At 62.2% G+C, this 16,538-nt stretch carries 16 protein-coding genes; 14 read left to right on the top strand and 2 right to left on the bottom strand.

Going from position 1 to position 16,538, the window contains the following annotated elements; translation table 11 throughout:
• Window positions 1–91 precede the first annotated feature (91 nt).
• The 3 genes from IB245_RS26835 (at window position 92) to IB245_RS26825 (ending at window position 2,988) form a co-directional block, all read left to right on the top strand.
• Window positions 92–1,201, top strand: coding sequence for a 2-aminoethylphosphonate--pyruvate transaminase (locus IB245_RS26835; RefSeq protein ID WP_192229192.1), 1,110 nt, complete (start codon window positions 92–94; stop codon window positions 1,199–1,201).
• A 136-nt stretch (window positions 1,202–1,337) separates the two neighbouring features.
• Window positions 1,338–2,165, top strand: coding sequence for a phosphonoacetaldehyde hydrolase (phnX, locus tag IB245_RS26830; RefSeq protein ID WP_008040487.1), 828 nt, complete (start codon window positions 1,338–1,340; stop codon window positions 2,163–2,165).
• Between the two features lie 262 nt (window positions 2,166–2,427).
• A complete protein-coding gene (locus IB245_RS26825) occupies window positions 2,428–2,988 on the top strand; it encodes a cytochrome b (protein ID WP_008040489.1) in 561 nt (186 codons plus the stop codon).
• Window positions 2,989–3,092: 104 nt separating this feature from the next.
• Here IB245_RS26825 and IB245_RS26820 read toward each other — a convergent pair whose 3' ends face one another.
• Together IB245_RS26820 and IB245_RS26815 are read right to left on the bottom strand one after the other, a co-directional pair.
• Window positions 3,093–4,028 carry a 1-aminocyclopropane-1-carboxylate deaminase/D-cysteine desulfhydrase gene (locus IB245_RS26820; protein ID WP_192229191.1) on the bottom strand — a complete coding sequence of 312 codons (936 nt, stop codon included), beginning with the start codon at window positions 4,026–4,028 and terminating at the stop codon, window positions 3,093–3,095.
• A gap of 167 nt (window positions 4,029–4,195) precedes the next feature.
• Window positions 4,196–6,235, bottom strand: coding sequence for an FAD-dependent oxidoreductase (locus IB245_RS26815; RefSeq protein ID WP_192229190.1), 2,040 nt, complete (start codon window positions 6,233–6,235; stop codon window positions 4,196–4,198).
• Between the two features lie 282 nt (window positions 6,236–6,517).
• On the opposite strand from IB245_RS26815, the gene IB245_RS26810 reads away from it, so the two are divergent.
• From IB245_RS26810 to IB245_RS26760, 11 genes are all read left to right on the top strand, one after another.
• On the top strand, window positions 6,518–7,189 hold the full coding sequence (locus IB245_RS26810) for a GntR family transcriptional regulator (RefSeq protein WP_008029632.1): 672 nt from the start codon (window positions 6,518–6,520) through the stop codon (window positions 7,187–7,189).
• A gap of 114 nt (window positions 7,190–7,303) precedes the next feature.
• Window positions 7,304–8,236, top strand: coding sequence for a 4-hydroxyproline epimerase (locus IB245_RS26805; protein WP_008042617.1), 933 nt, complete (start codon window positions 7,304–7,306; stop codon window positions 8,234–8,236).
• Window positions 8,233–9,348 carry an NAD(P)/FAD-dependent oxidoreductase gene (locus tag IB245_RS26800; protein WP_192229189.1) on the top strand — a complete coding sequence of 372 codons (1,116 nt, stop codon included), beginning with the start codon at window positions 8,233–8,235 and terminating at the stop codon, window positions 9,346–9,348. The genes IB245_RS26805 and IB245_RS26800 overlap by 4 nt, the downstream gene beginning before the upstream one ends.
• On the top strand, window positions 9,341–9,577 hold the full coding sequence (locus IB245_RS26795) for a 2Fe-2S iron-sulfur cluster-binding protein (protein WP_008042619.1): 237 nt from the start codon (window positions 9,341–9,343) through the stop codon (window positions 9,575–9,577). The genes IB245_RS26800 and IB245_RS26795 overlap by 8 nt, the downstream gene beginning before the upstream one ends.
• On the top strand, window positions 9,574–10,830 hold the full coding sequence (locus IB245_RS26790; RefSeq protein WP_192229188.1) for an FAD/NAD(P)-binding oxidoreductase: 1,257 nt from the start codon (window positions 9,574–9,576) through the stop codon (window positions 10,828–10,830). Before IB245_RS26795 ends, IB245_RS26790 begins: the two co-directional genes overlap by 4 nt.
• A 74-nt stretch (window positions 10,831–10,904) precedes the next feature.
• Window positions 10,905–11,654, top strand: a complete 750-nt coding sequence (locus IB245_RS26785) for an AraC family transcriptional regulator (RefSeq protein ID WP_192229187.1) — start codon at window positions 10,905–10,907, stop codon at window positions 11,652–11,654.
• A 229-nt stretch (window positions 11,655–11,883) separates the two neighbouring features.
• Window positions 11,884–12,702: a transporter substrate-binding domain-containing protein gene (locus IB245_RS26780; protein WP_008024648.1), complete on the top strand. Its 819-nt coding sequence runs from the start codon at window positions 11,884–11,886 to the stop codon at window positions 12,700–12,702.
• Window positions 12,703–12,712: 10 nt separating this feature from the next.
• Window positions 12,713–14,491: an aconitase X gene (locus IB245_RS26775; RefSeq protein ID WP_192229186.1), complete on the top strand. Its 1,779-nt coding sequence runs from the start codon at window positions 12,713–12,715 to the stop codon at window positions 14,489–14,491.
• The gene (locus IB245_RS26770) at window positions 14,484–15,149 is read left to right on the top strand and encodes an amino acid ABC transporter permease (RefSeq protein WP_008024646.1); all 666 of its coding nucleotides are present in this window, start codon (window positions 14,484–14,486) and stop codon (window positions 15,147–15,149) included. The genes IB245_RS26775 and IB245_RS26770 overlap by 8 nt, the downstream gene beginning before the upstream one ends.
• Before the next feature lie 10 nt (window positions 15,150–15,159).
• Window positions 15,160–15,810 carry an amino acid ABC transporter permease gene (locus tag IB245_RS26765; RefSeq protein WP_008024645.1) on the top strand — a complete coding sequence of 217 codons (651 nt, stop codon included), beginning with the start codon at window positions 15,160–15,162 and terminating at the stop codon, window positions 15,808–15,810.
• On the top strand, window positions 15,803–16,525 hold the full coding sequence (locus tag IB245_RS26760) for an amino acid ABC transporter ATP-binding protein (protein WP_008042626.1): 723 nt from the start codon (window positions 15,803–15,805) through the stop codon (window positions 16,523–16,525). Before IB245_RS26765 ends, IB245_RS26760 begins: the two co-directional genes overlap by 8 nt.
• Window positions 16,526–16,538 lie beyond the last annotated feature (13 nt).

Below are 16,538 nucleotides of genomic sequence, written 5' to 3'. Positions count from 1 at the left end.
GCTGGCATAACAACAAACAATTTGATTGATAGCACGGCAAATTGCAATTTAAGCCCCGTAGCTTCATCCCATCGATTGCGAGGACACGAGAATGAGTACTGCCGAACCCATCCTGCTCACCCCCGGCCCGTTGACGACGTCGGCCCGCACCCGTCAGGCGATGATGGTCGACTGGGGTTCATGGGATGACCGCTTCAATCAACTGACCGCCAGCCTCTGCGAGCAACTGCTGGCGATCATCAACGGCGGCGACAGTCACCACTGCGTGCCCCTGCAAGGCAGCGGCACCTTCGCCGTCGAAGCGGCAATCGGCACGCTGGTGCCTCGCGACGGCAAGGTACTGGTGCTGATCAACGGTGCCTACGGCAAACGCCTGGCGAAAATCTGCGAAGTGCTCGGCCGTTCCTTCAGCACCTTTGAAACCGCCGAAGACGAACCGACCACCGCCGCCGACGTAGACCGTCTGCTGCGGGCCGATGCCAGCATCACCCACGTCGCGCTGATCCACTGCGAAACCAGCACCGGCATCCTCAACCCGCTGCCGGAAATCGCCCAGATCATTGCGCAACACGGCAAACGCCTGATCATCGATGCCATGAGCTCCTTCGGTGCGCTGCCGGTAGATGCGCAACAGGTGCCGTTCGACGCGCTGATCGCCGCCTCGGGCAAATGCCTGGAAGGCGTGCCGGGGATGGGGTTTGTCTTCGCTCGCAAAGACGCGCTGGCAAATGCCGCCGGCAACTCGCATTCGCTGGCCATGGACCTGTTCGACCAGCACACCTACATGGCCAAGACCGGCCAATGGCGCTTCACCCCGCCAACCCACGTGGTCGCGGCGCTGCACGAAGCCCTGCTGCAATACAACGAAGAAGGCGGTTTGCCGGCGCGGCATCAGCGTTACGCCGACAACTGCAAAGTGTTGCTCGATGACATGGCCGGGCTCGGCTTGCGCAGCTTCCTGCCTGCCGCGATCCAGGCGCCGATCATCGTCACTTTCCACGCACCGAAAGACCCGCGTTACCAGTTCAAGGAGTTCTACGAACGCGTCAAGGCCAAGGGTTTCATCCTCTATCCCGGCAAATTGACCCAGGTCGAAACCTTCCGCGTCGGCTGCATCGGCCACGTCAACCAGGCCGAGATGCACGCGGCGGTGGCGGCGATTGCCGAAGTGCTGCGCAAGATGGAAGTGCTCGAAATCTGAACCACAGACACCGCCGTCCCTGTAGAAGCGAGCGGGCGGCGATCCGACTAGCCCGCGAACACAGGCGACGCGGTACCGCCGACAAACCTCGTCATCGTTCTTCGCGGGCAAGCCTCGCTCCTACAGGATCAAAAAAATGAACTACGCAAACCCAACCAAACTGCAAGCCGCCATCCTCGACTGGGCCGGCACCGTGGTCGACTTCGGCTCCTTCGCCCCAACCCAGATTTTTGTCGAGGCCTTCGCCGAATTCGACGTCCAGGTGTCCATCGAAGAAGCCCGTGGCCCGATGGGCATGGGCAAGTGGGATCACATTCGCACCCTGTGCGATCAGCCGGCCGTCGCCGAACGTTATCGCAAGGCCTTCGGCCGCACGCCGACCGACGATGACGTCACTGCGATTTACCAACGCTTCATGCCGCTACAAATCGAAAAAATCGCCGAGCACTCGGCGCTGATCCCCGGCGCGCTGGAGACCATCGCCAACCTGCGTGCGCAAGGGATCAAGATCGGCTCCTGCTCCGGCTACCCGAAACAGGTCATGGACAAAGTGGTCGAGCTCGCCGCCACCAATGGCTACGTCGCCGATCACGTGGTCGCCACCGACGAAGTGCCCAACGGCCGCCCATGGCCGGCTCAGGCACTGGCCAACGTGATCGCCCTGGGCATCGACGATGTCGCCGCGTGCGTGAAGATCGACGACACCGTGCCAGGCATTCTTGAAGGTCGTCGCGCCGGCATGTGGACCGTGGCGCTGATCTGCTCGGGCAACGCGCTGGGCCTGGACTACGAAGGTTATCGCGCCCTCGGCAGTGACGAGCTGGACAGCGAACGCAAGCGCATCCACGCACTGTTCGAAGGCTCGCGCCCGCACTACATGATCGACACCATCACCGATTTGCCGGCCGTGATCGCCGACATCAACCAGCGCCTGGCCAACGGCGAGATGCCGCAAACCAACTGATTCACCCAAAGCACCACGTTCCCCTGTAGGAGCGAGGCTTGCCCGCGAAGGCGTCTGAACATTCAACATGGATGTCGGCTGATAGGACCCCTTCGCGGGCAAGCCTCGCTCCTACAGGGGGAATTGTGTTTTTTTGCTCAATCACCTGACTTAGAGCATTGAACCGCCAATGGCTTGAGGCAAACCGTGCGAAACAGGCTTACAGTTAACGCACACCGTCGACCAAGAACGGTGGCCTGACCCGACCTGTGAGGAACGCCGTATGCCCTGGAAGAACTCCGACTCACGCTACAGCACCGTGTCGATCACGCTGCATTGGTTGATGCTGGTGTTGCTCGCGGTGGTTTACGCCAGCATCGAATTTCGCGGAATCTTTCCCAAAGGCAGTGGTGGCCGAACGCTGATCGTTGAAGCGCATTTCATGCTCGGTCTGACGGTGTTTGTGCTGGTGTGGTTGCGGCTGTTCGCGCGCAGCCTCGGCCCGGCGCCGCAGATCTTCCCCGCTTCGCCGCACTGGCAGACCGTGCTGGCCAGATTGATGCACTGGGCGCTGTACCTGTTCATGATCGCCATGCCGATTCTGGGTTGGCTGGTCACCAGCGCCAAGGGGCATCAGGTGATGTTCTATGGCATTGATCTGCCGATGCTGCTGTCAGAGGACAAGGAGTTGGCCAAGCAAATCGAAGGCTGGCATGTACTCGGCGGCACCATCGGTTACTGGCTGATCGGGCTGCACGCCGTGGCGGGGATTTATCACCACTATGTGGTGGGCGACAACACCCTGCTGCGGATGATGCCCAAGCGCGTAAACCGCAATTCCTGAAAACTATGCCCTCCCCCCTGTAGGAGCGAGGCTTGCCCGCGAAGAACGATGACGAGGTTTGTCGGACAGACCGCGTCGCCTGTGTTCGCGGGCAAGCCTCGCTCCTACAAGGGTACGAGTCGCGACGAAAATCCGCGGCGGCCCTGCAAGCCGCCGGTGTGGATGAAGATCAGTCGCGATCCCTTTGCGAATCTGCCAGCTTCGACGTGCTGCTTGAGCGCCAGCAGCGCTTTGCCGGTGTACAACGGTTCAAGGGGAATGCCACTGGCCTGTTCGGTTTGCGCGATGAATTCGAGTAACAGCGGATCAACCTTGGCGAAACCGCCGCGACTGGCATCCAGCAATTCATAAGCCGCATTCTGCAAGCCCGCTTCCTGCACGATCGATGCGATTTGCTGCGCCACGCCATGATCGTCGGGCACCGCCAGCGCGCCATAAACCGGATGATCCCCCGCTTCAGCCAACGCCAGGCCGGCCAGCGTGGTGCCCGTTCCACAGGCCAGCCACCAGCCGTCGTAGTCGCTCCAGCCCAGACCGTTCAGTTGCGCGCCGACCATCGACTTCAGTTGCATGCAGCCCTTCGCACCCGACAAACCGCCGCCACCTTCCGGCACCGCAAACAGCTCAGGGTATTGCGCCTGCCAGGGTTCCCAGAAACCCGCATCGTGCCGCGCGCGATAGCCGCCATAACCGAGCCAGTGCAACTGCATGCCGAAGGCTTGCAAGTCGTTCACTGTCGGCGTTTCCTGCGGATGGCCGCGCAGTAAACCAACGGTCGTGAAACCGAAGCGCTTGCCGGCGGCAGCCAGTGCGTGAAGATGATTGGAGTGAGCACCGCCGAGGCTGATGATGCCTTTGGCTGCGCCAAGGTCAGCCGCTTTGAGGTGTTCGATGAGCTTGAACCACTTGTTGCCGCTGATCAGCGGGTCGATCTGGTCCAGGCGCAGGATGGCGACTTCGATGCCGGTGCTTTCGAGCCAGTCGAGATGAAGGGGTTCGAGCGGGGCTCGGGGAAGCCAGTCATTGGAAGGGAGGAACATCGATGCCGGCTCTGGGTAAAGAGCCGGCATATTAGCAGCCTTGAGGACGCCTTCGCGGGCAAGCCTCGCTCCTACAATATTCGAGTTGTTCACCAAATGGTTGTTCAACGCGACTCCTGTAGGAGCGAGGCTTGCCCGCGAAGGCCATTGGCACGCTGGACCTGCTGTTAAAGCTCAGCAGCCAACCGCGAACCCTGATTGATCGCCCGCTTCGCATCCAGCTCCGCCGCCACGTCCGCGCCGCCAATCAAATGCACGTTCTGCCCTGCCGCAACCAACCCGTCCTGCAATTCGCGCAACGGATCCTGCCCGGCGCAAATCACGATGTTGTCCACCGGCAGCACTTGTGGCTCGCCGGTTTCGCCGATGCGGATGTGCAAACCTTCGTCGTCGATCTTCAGGTATTCGACGCTGTTGAGCATCTGCACCTGCTTGTTCTTCAGACCGGTGCGGTGAATCCAGCCGGTGGTTTTGCCCAGACCGTCGCCGACCTTGGATTTCTTGCGTTGCAGCAGGAACACTTCACGCGCCGGTGCATGCGGCTCAGCCTTGATGCCGGCGACACCGCCACGCGCCTGAAGAAGCGTGTCGATGCCCCACTCTTTCCAGAACGCTTCACGGTCCAGGCTGGTGGCAACGCCCTGATGCACGAGGAACTCGGACACGTCGAAACCAATTCCGCCCGCGCCGATCACGGCGACCCGTTTGCCCACCGGCTTACGCTCAAGAATCACGTCCAGGTAGCTCAACACCTTGGCGTTTTCGACGCCCGGAATCGCCGGTACACGCGGCGCGATGCCGGTGGCGAGGATGATCTCGTCGTAACCGCCTTCAACCAGTTTCGCCACATCGACCCGAGTGTTCAGGCAGACCTCGACGTTGGTGGTTTGCAACTTGCGGTTGAAGTAGCGCAGGGTTTCAAAGAACTCTTCCTTGCCCGGCACGCGTTTGGCGATGTTGAACTGACCGCCGATTTCACTGGCCGAATCGAACAGCGTTACCTGATGACCACGCTCGGCAGCCACGGTTGCGGCCGACAGACCCGCAGGGCCGGCACCGACCACGGCGATTTTCTTGATCTGCTGCACGGGCAGGTAGTTGAGTTCGGTTTCATGGCAGGCCCGCGGGTTCACCAGGCAAGTGGTCAACTTGCCGCCAAACGTGTGATCGAGGCACGCCTGGTTGCAACCGATGCAGGTGTTGATTTCATCGGCACGGCCCGCGGCGGCCTTGTTGACGAAATCGGCGTCGGCGAGGAACGGCCGCGCCATGGAGACCATGTCGGCATCGCCTTCAGCGAGAATCTGCTCGGCGATTTCCGGGGTGTTGATGCGGTTGGTGGTGATCAGCGGAATGCTCACCGAGCCGCGCAGCTTGGCGGTGACTTTGCTGAACGCCGCGCGCGGCACTTTGGTGGCGATGGTCGGAATACGCGCTTCGTGCCAGCCGATGCCGGTGTTGATAATAGTTGCACCGGCCTGTTCGATGGCCTTGGCCAGGGTCACGATTTCTTCCCAGCTGCTGCCGCCTTCCACCAGGTCGAGCATCGACAGGCGGAAGATAATGATGAAATTCGGGCCTACGGCTTCGCGTACACGGCGGACGATTTCCACCGGCAGGCGCATGCGGTTTTCGTAGCTGCCGCCCCAGCGGTCGGTGCGGTGGTTGGTGTGAGCCGCGAGGAACTGGTTAATGAAATAACCTTCGGAGCCCATGATCTCGACGCCGTCGTACTCGGCTGTTTGCGCCAGGGTCGAACAGGTGACGAAATCGCTGATCTGCTTCTCGATGCCTTCCTCGTCCAGCTCTTTGGGCTTGAACGGGTTGATCGGCGCCTGAATGGCGCTCGGCGCAACTTGCTTCGGGCTGTAGGCATAACGGCCGGCATGCAGGATCTGCATGCAGATCTTGCCGCCCGCCTCGTGCACCGCGCGGGTCACGATCTGATGCTTGAGCGCTTCTTCGAGGGTGGTCAGTTTGGCCGCACCGGAATACACACCGCCTTCGTCGTTCGGGCCGATACCGCCAGTGACCATCAGGCCGACACCGCCACGGGCGCGCTCGGCGAAGAAAGCAGCCATGCGTTCAAAGCCGCCGGGCTTTTCCTCAAGACCGGTGTGCATCGAACCCATCAGGGTGCGGTTGCGCAACGTGGTAAAACCCAGGTCCAACGGAGCCAACAGGTGCGGGTAATGAGCGGCGGTCATCGGTAACTCCACAACGAGCGTTCACGGAAAAAGTGTGGGCACTCTTTGGCGCCCCTCTGTCATGTGTAACAGACTATGAGCACTCCTCCGGCCGCTCAATGACCGAAACTGACAACTTAATGATCCAAATGCGCAACGGCCCGGGTGTCGGACGTTTGCGCCATCTCCTCTGCAATGAACGCCGGGGAGTCAGGGTGCGGCTGTCGAAAGGCAGCGCAAGTGCACTGAACCCAATGAAAATTCGTATACCATATCTCCAACTCAATCCGAACGACTGCCGCCGTGACCCTACCCAAATTCAATGCTCCAGACTTGGGCAATGCGCCTTCGACATCTGAAATCATCACCCGCCATCTGCGTGACGCCATCGTCGCCGGGCATTTCGCCGAGGACGAGCCGATTCGCCAGGACGACATCGCCCGGCAGTTCAACGTCAGCAAGATCCCGGTGCGTGAGGCCCTCAAGCGCCTGGAAGCCGAAGGTCTGGTGATGTTCCAGCGCAATCGCGGGGCGATGGTCACACGGGTGTCCGATGCCGAGCTGGCGCAGATGTTCGAAGTGCGCATGTTGCTCGAAGACAAGGTGCTTCGCCTGGCCATTCCCAACATGACCGAAGACACCTTCGCCCGGGCCGAACGCATCTGCCAGGAGTTCGTCGGCGAAGATGATGTGGGGCGTTGGGCCGAGCTCAATTGGGAGCTGCATGCCTGCCTCTATGAACCGGCACAACGTCCGTTTCTGGTGAGCCTGATCCGTTCGGTGAACGACAAACTGGAACGTTACCTGCGCATGCAAATGAGCCTTTCCGCAGGCAAGGAACGCGCCGATCACGAACACCGGGAGATCCTCGAAGCCTGTCGCGCCGGTGACGTCGACCGGGCGGTGAAGCTGCTGGACGAACACATCGCCGGGGTCTGCAAAACCCTGTTCGAGCACCTGCCCCACCACCACTGACAGACCGCGGTACTGTGCCGATTTCGTCATCGGCACCGGGTAAAACCATCAAGCCTGCAAGCCCCCGCACGGGCCACTCTTGCGTTCACTCATCTGAACGGACGTGGCCCACTCATGAAACGCATCACCGTGATTGACTCCCACACCGGCGGCGAACCCACCCGCCTGGTGACCTCCGGTTTTCCCGAGCTGGGCACCGGCAGCATGGCCGAACGTCTTCAACGGCTGGCTGAACACCATGACCAATGGCGCACCGCCTGCGTGCTCGAACCGCGAGGCAGTGATGTGCTGGTCGGCGCACTGCTGTGCGAACCGGTTGACCCTGCGGCCTGTGCCGGGGTGATCTTCTTCAATAACTCGGGTTACCTCGGCATGTGCGGCCACGGCACCATCGGCCTGGTGGCGTCGCTTGCTCACCTGGGCAAGATCGGACCAGGCGTGCACAGCATCGAAACGCCGGTCGGCACGGTGCAGGCAACCTTGCACGACGACCACTCCGTCAGCGTGCGCAACGTGCCGGCCTACCGTTATCGCAAAGCCGTGGCGTTGCAGGTGCCGGGAATTGGCGAAGTGGTTGGTGATATTGCCTGGGGTGGCAACTGGTTTTTCCTGATCGCCGAGCATGGTCTGCGCGTTGCCAGCGACAACCTTGATGCGTTGACCGCCTACACCTTCGCCGTGCAGCAAGCACTGGACGTTCAGGGGATACGTGGCGAAGACGGCGGGTTGATCGACCACGTCGAACTGTTTGCCGAGGATGAGCAGGCCGACAGCCGCAACTTTGTGCTCTGCCCCGGCAAGGCCTACGACCGCTCGCCCTGCGGCACCGGCACCAGTGCAAAACTGGCGTGCCTGGCGGCCGATGACAAATTGCAGCCGGGCCAGATCTGGCGCCAGGCGAGCGTCATCGGCAGTGAGTTCGAAGGCTCCTACGAACAGCACGGCGAGCGCATCGTACCGACGATTCGTGGCCGCGCCTTCATCAGCGCCGAGGCCAGCCTGATCATTGAACAGGACGACCCGTTCGCCTGGGGCATTCGCCCATGAGCCAAGGCCTGGAGGCCGATGTCATCGTGATCGGCGCCGGCATCATCGGTGCCGCGTGCGCCCAGGCGCTGGCCCGGCGTGGCTTGCGCGTGCTGGTGCTGGACGCTGGTTTGCACAGCGCGACGGCCGCCGGTATGGGCCACTTGCTGGTGCTCGACGACAACCCGGCCGAGCTGGCCCTGAGCCAATACTCGCTGCAACGCTGGCGCGAACTGGCGCCGGACTTGCCGCAAGGCTGCGCTTACCGCAGCAACGGGACGTTGTGGCTGGCAGCCAATGCCGAAGAAATGGCCGTGGCCCACAGCAAATACCTGAACCTTCAGACCCAGGGCGTTGCCTGCGAGTTGATCGCTCGTAACGCCTTGCGCGCCCGTGAACCTGAACTGCGCGAAGACCTCGAAGGCGGTTTGTTGATCAACGGCGACGGCATTCTCTACGCTCCGGCGACCGCCAACTGGATGCTCGACACCGCCGACATCGAACAACGTCGGGCGCGGGTCAGCGAGGTCGATGGCAATCGCGTGCGACTCGATGACGGCCAGTGGTTGAGCGCTGAGGCAGTCATATTGGCCAATGGAATCCAGGCCAACGACCTGTGCCCCGAGTTGCCGATCGAGCCGAAAAAAGGCCACTTGCTGATCACCGACCGCTATCCCGGCAAGGTCACCCACACGCTGGTGGAACTGGGTTATGTCACCAGCGCCCACAACGCCACAGGGCCCTCGACCGCCTGCAACATTCAGCCCCGGCCAACCGGACAACTGTTCATCGGCGCCTCGCGACAATTCGGCACCACCGACCCGCAGGTCGAAGGCTGGATGCTCGCGAAAATGCTCAAGCGAGCCACCGAGTACATGCCGGGTCTGGCCCAGCTCAACGGCATCCGCGCCTGGACCGGTTTTCGCGCCGCCAGCCCCGACGGGCTGCCACTGATTGGTGAGCACCCATCACGCAAAGGTTTGTGGCTGGCGGTCGGTCACGAGGGACTGGGGGTCACCACGGCCCCCGGCACCGCCGATTTGCTGGTCGCGCAACTGTTCAATGAGACGCCGCCATTGGCGGCGCAAGCCTATCTGCCGCAACGTTTTCTCGGGGAGGCCGTGTATGCCTGATTTGGTCCTGGACGGCCGCACCCTGCGGGTCGCCGAAGGTACGACTGTCGCCGCGGCATTAGCCTTGGCCGACGACGGGTGCACTCGCACCTCGGTCAGCGGTCAGCGGCGCGCACCGCTGTGCGGCATGGGCATCTGCCAGGAATGCCGGGTGACCATCGACGGACGCCGCCGACTGGCCTGCCAGACACTGTGTCATGACGGCATGCAGGTGCGGACCCGACCATGAACGAATTCGCCGATTTGCTGATCATCGGTGCCGGCCCCGCCGGCATGAGCGCCGCCCTCGCCGCCGCACCCAGTGGCGCCCGCATTATCGTGCTCGACGACAACCCGTTGCCGGGAGGCCAGATCTGGCGCGACGGGCCTCAGGCCAGCCTGCCGAATCAGGCACGGCAGATGCGCGAGCGCCTGCATGCCAACAGCAATATTCGCCACTACAGCGGCACTCGTGTGATCGCCTGTTCCGGCCCCAAACAATTGCTGGTGGAAGACGCCGATCACGGATGGCTGATCAGCTACGACAAACTGATTCTGTGCACCGGCGCCCGTGAGTTGCTGCTGCCCTTCCCCGGCTGGACATTGCCGGGTGTGACGGGGGCCGGAGGACTCCAGGCGTTGATCAAGGGCGGCCTGCCGGTGCAGGACGAACGCGTGGTGATCGCCGGCAGCGGGCCGTTGTTACTGGCCAGTGCGGCCACCGCGAAACACAACGGCGCCCACGTGCTGAGTATTGCCGAGCAAGCCTCCTCGGTTGCGGTCGCCGGGTTCGCCCTGCAACTGCCGCGCTGGCCGGGCAAGCTTGTGCAATCCTTCAGCCTGTTTGATCGTCATTACCGCACCGGCTCCCACGTCGTGGCAGCCTTGGGTAATGAACGGCTGGAAGGTGTGCGTCTGCGGCAACAGGGCAAAATCGTCGAACTGGCCTGTGATCGCCTGGCCTGTGGTTTCGGCCTGATTCCCAATATTCAACTCGGTCAGGCGCTGGGTTGCGCACTCGACGGCACGGCGCTCGCGGTCGATGCCTGGCAAGCCACGAGCCTTGCCGATCACTACGCCGCAGGTGAATGCACCGGTTTCGGTGGCAGTGAACTGGCGTTGGTCGAAGGTGCCATTGCCGGGCATGCCGCCGTCGGTAACACCTCAGCGGCACGCCAATTGTGGCCACGTCGGACACGTTGGCAGGGTTTCGCCAAGGCGTTGAACAACGCGTTCAGCCTCAACCCACACCTCAAGTCACTGGCGCAGGCCGACACGCTGGTCTGTCGCTGCGAAGACGTGCCCTACGCGGCACTGGCCGGGCACGCTGACTGGCGTGCGGCAAAACTGGCCAGCCGCTGCGGCATGGGCGCCTGTCAGGGGCGAGTGTGTGGCGGCGCCTTGCAGTACCTGTTCGACTGGCAACCCTCGGCCCCGCGACCGCCGTTCAGCCCGGCACGTATCGAAACCCTGATGTGCCTGGAAGACACCCCGCCCGCGTAAACGCTCGCTCCGGGGTTTCGGGGGCACTGCCGAGTCTTTATGATCCCGGTAGTTGCCACCAGGCCCCCAGCGCTATGTTCCCCTTACTCAATCAGTTCAAACCCTGCGATTTACCGACGCTGCTGAGCAGTCTGCAGCCCATCGCGACGCTTCTCGACACCCTGGCGGACGTGGTGTTCTTCATCAAGGACAGCGAGGCGCGCTATGTCTTCGTCAACCAGACCCTGGCTCGACGGTGTGGTTTCAAGCACAGCGGGCAACTGCTCGGGCTGACGGCGGACCAGGTCTTCCCGGCACGATTTGGCCCGCTGTACACCGAGCAGGATCGGCGCGTGCTGTCCACCGGCCGTGAACTGGCGGATCAACTGGAACTGCACCTGTATTTCGGCAACCAGCCAGTCTGGTGCCTGACCCACAAACTCGCCCTGCATGATGAACAAGGGCGGATCGTCGGCCTCGCCGGTATTTCCCGCGACCTGCAACTGCCCCAGTCCAACCATCCGGCGTTCCAGAAACTGGCAGCGGTGGACGCACATATCCGCCGACATTTCGCCCGACCGATCAGCCTGGCTGAACTGACGGCCATCGCCGGTTTCTCTGTGGCGCAGCTGGAGCGCCATTGCAAACGGGTGTTCCAGCTCACGCCACGGCAGATGATCCACAAGTCCCGCCTGGAAGAAGGCTCGCGCCTGTTGCTCGACACCGACCTGCCGATCACCGAAATCGCTCTGCGCTGCGGCTACACCGACCACAGTGCGTTCAGCCGCCAATTCCGCGCCCTCACCAGTCTTTCGCCCAGCCAGTACCGCGATAGCCGTCGTTAAAATGTTCCTTTAAGGGGCGCTGCGCACCCTGCGTGCTCCCTTCCGTAACACCTCCTCGACCGACACCGTCGTAGCGTTGCCCCGCTCGCTTGCGCTGAGCCGCCCTGCTTCAAGGGTTGGCAAAAATTCGGCGGCAAAAGCAAAAACGGCACGGCCATTGCTATTGTTAATATCGTATACGAAATCCCCAATACGATATTCAACAGCACTTCCACAGAACGAGGCCTCTATGAAAAACCCCGCATTTGCCGTAGCCCTCAGCGCTGTTCTCAGTACCTCCTTCATTGCCACCGCGCAGGCTGACAAGCTCGACGACATTATCGGTTCCGGCAAGCTGCGCTGCGCCGTGACCCTGGACTTCCCGCCCATGGGTTTCCGCGATGCCAGCAACGCTCCTGCCGGTTTCGACGTGGACTATTGCAACGACCTGGCGAAGATCCTCGGGGTCGAGGCCGAAGTGGTGGAAACGCCGTTCCCGGACCGCATTCCGGCACTGATCTCCGGACGGGCTGACGTGATCGTCGCCTCGACTTCCGACACCCTCGAACGGGCCAAGACCGTTGGCCTGACCGTGCCGTACTTCGCCTTCCAGATGGTCGTGCTGACCCGCGACAACACCGGCATCAACAGCTTCAACGACATCAAGGGCAAAGCGCTGGGCAACACCAGCGGCACTTTTGAGGCCATCGCGCTGGAGGGCGATGTGAAGAAATGGGGCAGCGGCACCTTCCGCGCCTATCAGTCACAAAACGACACGCTGCTGGCGGTGGCCCAGGGTCACATCGACGCCACGGTGGTGACCAATACCGTGGCCGCCGCGACGATCAAGTCGGGCAAATACAAAAACCTGAAAATCGCCGGCAACGCGCCTTACACCATCGACTACGTGTCCCTGGGTGCCAAGCGCAATGAGTACGGCCTGCTCAACTACCTCAACCTGTTCGTCAACCAGCAGGTGCGCAGCGGCCGCTACAACGAGTTGTTCACCAAATGGGTCGGCACTGAAATCCCGCCGACTGACCTGACCGTGCCAAAGGTCTACTACTAAGGTGTCCGGCATGCCTGGGTCCACTGCTCTCATCGGTCGTAACCTGGTCCCGGGCTCCGCCCAGGGCGCGCTGCTGTTTGCCGATGTCGGGCTGAGCTTCTGGGGCGGCGTCGACCCTTGTACGGGTGAAGTCATCGACCGTCACCATCCGCTCAGCGGCGAACATCTGCGCGGTCGTGTGCTGGCCATTCCCAGTGGTCGAGGTTCGTGTACCGGCAGCAGCGTGCTGATGGAGTTGATCAGCAACGGTCATGCACCGGCCGCTTTGGTCCTGGCCGAAGCCGATGAGATTCTGACCCTGGGCGTGCTGGTGGCACAGACCATTTTCGAGCGTTCCCTGCCGGTGCTGTGCATCGGCCGGGAGGCCTTCGCGACCTTGCGCGGCAAAGCCTTCGCCCGAGTCGAAGGCACCTCGCTGGCGATGTTCGATCACGTGCCCATCGATGGCTGGCAGCCAACCGAAACACCGATGCACACAGGCGAAACCAACGAGTCGATTGAACTCACCGGGTTCGACCGTTCGCTGCTCGACGGCGAGCATGGCAAAGCCGCGCAGATGGCCATGCAGATTGTCCTGCGCATGGCCGAACTGCAAGGCGCCCACCAACTGGTGGATATCGCTCAGGCCCACATCGACGGTTGTATTTACACGGGCCCGGCGAGCCTGCGCTTTGCCGAACAACTGGTGCACTGGGGCGCAAAGGTTCGCGTGCCCACCACCCTCAATTCAATTTCCGTGGACCAGCGCCGCTGGCGAGCGTTGGGCATCGACCCGTTGCTCGGCGAACCGGCCAGTGCCTTGGGCGATGCCTACATGGCGATGGGTGCGCAGCTCAGTTTCACCTGTGCCCCCTACTTGCTCGACACCGCACCGAAGGCCGGCGAGCAGATCGTCTGGGCCGAATCCAACGCGGTGGTCTACGCCAACAGCGTGCTTGGTGCGCGCACGTTGAAGTACCCGGATTACCTGGATATCTGCATCGCCCTGACCGGCCGCGCGCCCCTGATCGGTTGTCATCTTGAGGCGCCACGCAAAGCCCGCCTGCGCGTTGAATTACCGGACCTGGGCGAACTCGACGATGCGTTTTACCCCTTGCTCGGCTACCACATCGGTGCCCTCGCGGGCAGCCGGATCCCGCTGGTGTTCGGGCTGGAACAGCACCAGCCAGACCTCGACGACCTGAAAGCCTTCGGTGCGGCGTTCGCCACCACGTCGGCCGCGCCGTTGTTTCATATCGCCGGGGTCACACCGGAAGCACTCGACCCTGCACAAGCACTGGAAGCCGACGTCCCGATACCTGTGGAAACAATCCGCCTGGCAGACCTGCTGGGCAGTTGGCGCGAGCTCAACAGTGCCCGTGACAACCGCGTGGAGGTGGTCTCGCTGGGTAACCCGCACTTCTCGCTCAGCGAGTTCGCCCGACTCGCGCGGCTGTGTCACGGCCGGCACAAACACCCCGAGGTGGTGCTCGCCATCACGTGCGGTCGTGCGGTGCTGGAACAGGCGCGCGACGCCGGACACATCGGCGTCATTGAAGCCTTCGGCGCCACCCTGGTGACGGACACCTGCTGGTGCATGCTCGGCGAGCCGGTGATCCCGCCAGCCGCCACAACCTTAATGACCAACTCGGGCAAATACGCCCATTACGCACCCGGTCTGGTGGGGCGAAAAGTGCACTTCGCCAGCCTCGCCGAGTGCGTTGAATCCGCTTGCACCGCCAGCGCCAGCGGGCGATTGCCGAGCTGGTTGCAACCCGCCTTGCCGATGGAGAGCCTCGCGCATGTTTGATTACACCTTCCAATGGCGCGCCACCCTGCGCGCCTTGCCGGACATGCTCGCCGGCGCCTGGGTCACGTTCGAGACCGCCGCGCTGTCGATGATTTTCGGCGTATTGATCGCCCTGGCCCTGACAGTCATGCGTGAAACCAGACACCCGCTGCTGCGCGGTATCGGCAACGGCTGGGTGTCGATTGCCCGTAATACCCCGTCGCTGTTCCAGATCTACATCCTGTACTTCGGCCTCGGCTCAATGGGCCTGCACGTCAGTTCCTGGCTCGCGCTGTTGGCCGGGATCACCTTCAACAATGCCGGCTATCTCGCGGAAAACTTTCGCGGCGGGCTCAAGGCAGTGCCAGGCACACAAGTGCGGGCTGCGCGCTCGCTGGGCATGAGTGCCTTCCAGGCCTACCGGATGATCATCGTCCCGCAACTGTTGCGGATCGTGTTCTACCCGTTGAGCAACCAGATGGTCTGGGCAGTGTTGATGACGTCGCTGGGGGTGATTGTCGGGCTCAACAACGACCTCACCGGCGTGACCCAGGACTACAACGTCAAGACGTTCCGCACCTTCGAATATTTCACCATCGCCGCGGTGCTGTATTACCTGATCGCCAAGGCGATCGTCGCGACGGCCCGGCTGATGGCCTGGCGGCTGTTCCGTTACTGAGGACGTGACTATGTTTTCCACCGGTTTTTCCTGGAACGACCTGCTGTTCCTGCTTAACGGCGCCTGGATCACCCTGCAACTGACTTGCTGGGCGATCCTGCTCGGCACGTTCGCCGGGCTGGTGTTCGGCCTGCTGCGTGCGCTGTTGCCACGGGCCAGCCTGCCACTGGCGTGGGTGCTGGACGTGTTTCGCAGCGTGCCGCTGCTGATCCAGTTCGTGCTGTTCAACTCGCTCAAGAGCATCGTCGGCCTGAACATCAGTGCTTTCAGCGTGGGCTGCATCGTGCTCGGGGTTTACGCCGCTGCGTACTTCACCGAGATCGTGCGCGGCGGCGTGCTGTCGGTACCGCTGACCTTGCGCCGGGCCAGCCGTTCACTGGGCCTCAGTTTCTTCCAGGACCTGCGCTGGATCGTCCTGCCGATGGCCTCGCGGGTAGCCTTCCCCGGCTGGCTGAACCTGGTGCTCGGCGTGATGAAAGACACCGCGCTGGTGATGTGGATCGGCATCGTCGAACTGCTGCGCGCCTCGCAAACCATCGTGACCCGCATTCAGGAACCGCTGCTGGTGCTGTGCATCGCGGGCCTTATCTACTACGTCATGAGCCTGGTGGTCGCACGCCTCGGCGCTCGTCTGGAAAGAAGGTGGCAAGAAAATGATTGAGATCGACAACGTACACAAATCCTTCGGCGACCTTGATGTGGTCAAGGGTGTCAGCCTGACCGTGAACAAGGGCGAAGTGGTGTCCATCATCGGCGGCTCCGGCTCGGGAAAATCGACCCTGCTGATGTGCATCAATGGCCTGGAACCGATCCAGAAAGGCAACATCCGCGTGGATGGCGTCGAGGTGCATCACCGCGCAACCGACCTCAATCACCTGCGGCAGAAAATCGGCATCGTGTTCCAGCAATGGAATGCCTTCCCGCACCTGACCGTGCTGGAAAACGTGATGCTCGCACCGCGCAAGGTCCTGGGCAAAAGCAAGGCCGAAGCCGAGGCGCTGGCCGTGCAGCAACTGACTCACGTCGGCCTGGGCGACAAGCTCAAGGTGTTCCCCGGCAAGCTCTCGGGCGGCCAGCAACAACGCATGGCCATTGCCCGCGCCCTGGCCATGTCACCGGACTACATGCTGTTCGACGAAGCCACCTCGGCCCTCGATCCACAGTTGGTCGGCGAAGTGCTGGACACCATGCGCATGCTCGCCGAAGACGGCATGACCATGGTGCTGGTGACGCACGAGATCCGCTTCGCCCGTGACGTGTCCGACCGCGTGGCGTTCTTTCGCAACGGCCTGGTGCATGAGATCGGCTCGCCGGATCAGGTGATTGGTAATCCGGTGCATGCGGAAACTGCTGCGTTTTTGAAGTCGGTGAAATAACGGATGGCCCCAT

The sequence above is a fragment of the Pseudomonas sp. PDM02 genome (assembly GCF_014852285.1).
In the GTDB taxonomy this organism is placed as follows: domain Bacteria; phylum Pseudomonadota; class Gammaproteobacteria; order Pseudomonadales; family Pseudomonadaceae; genus Aquipseudomonas; species Aquipseudomonas migulae.
Note: the sequence above shows the minus strand (reverse complement) of the source record. Positions and strands in the feature narration are given on the sequence as shown.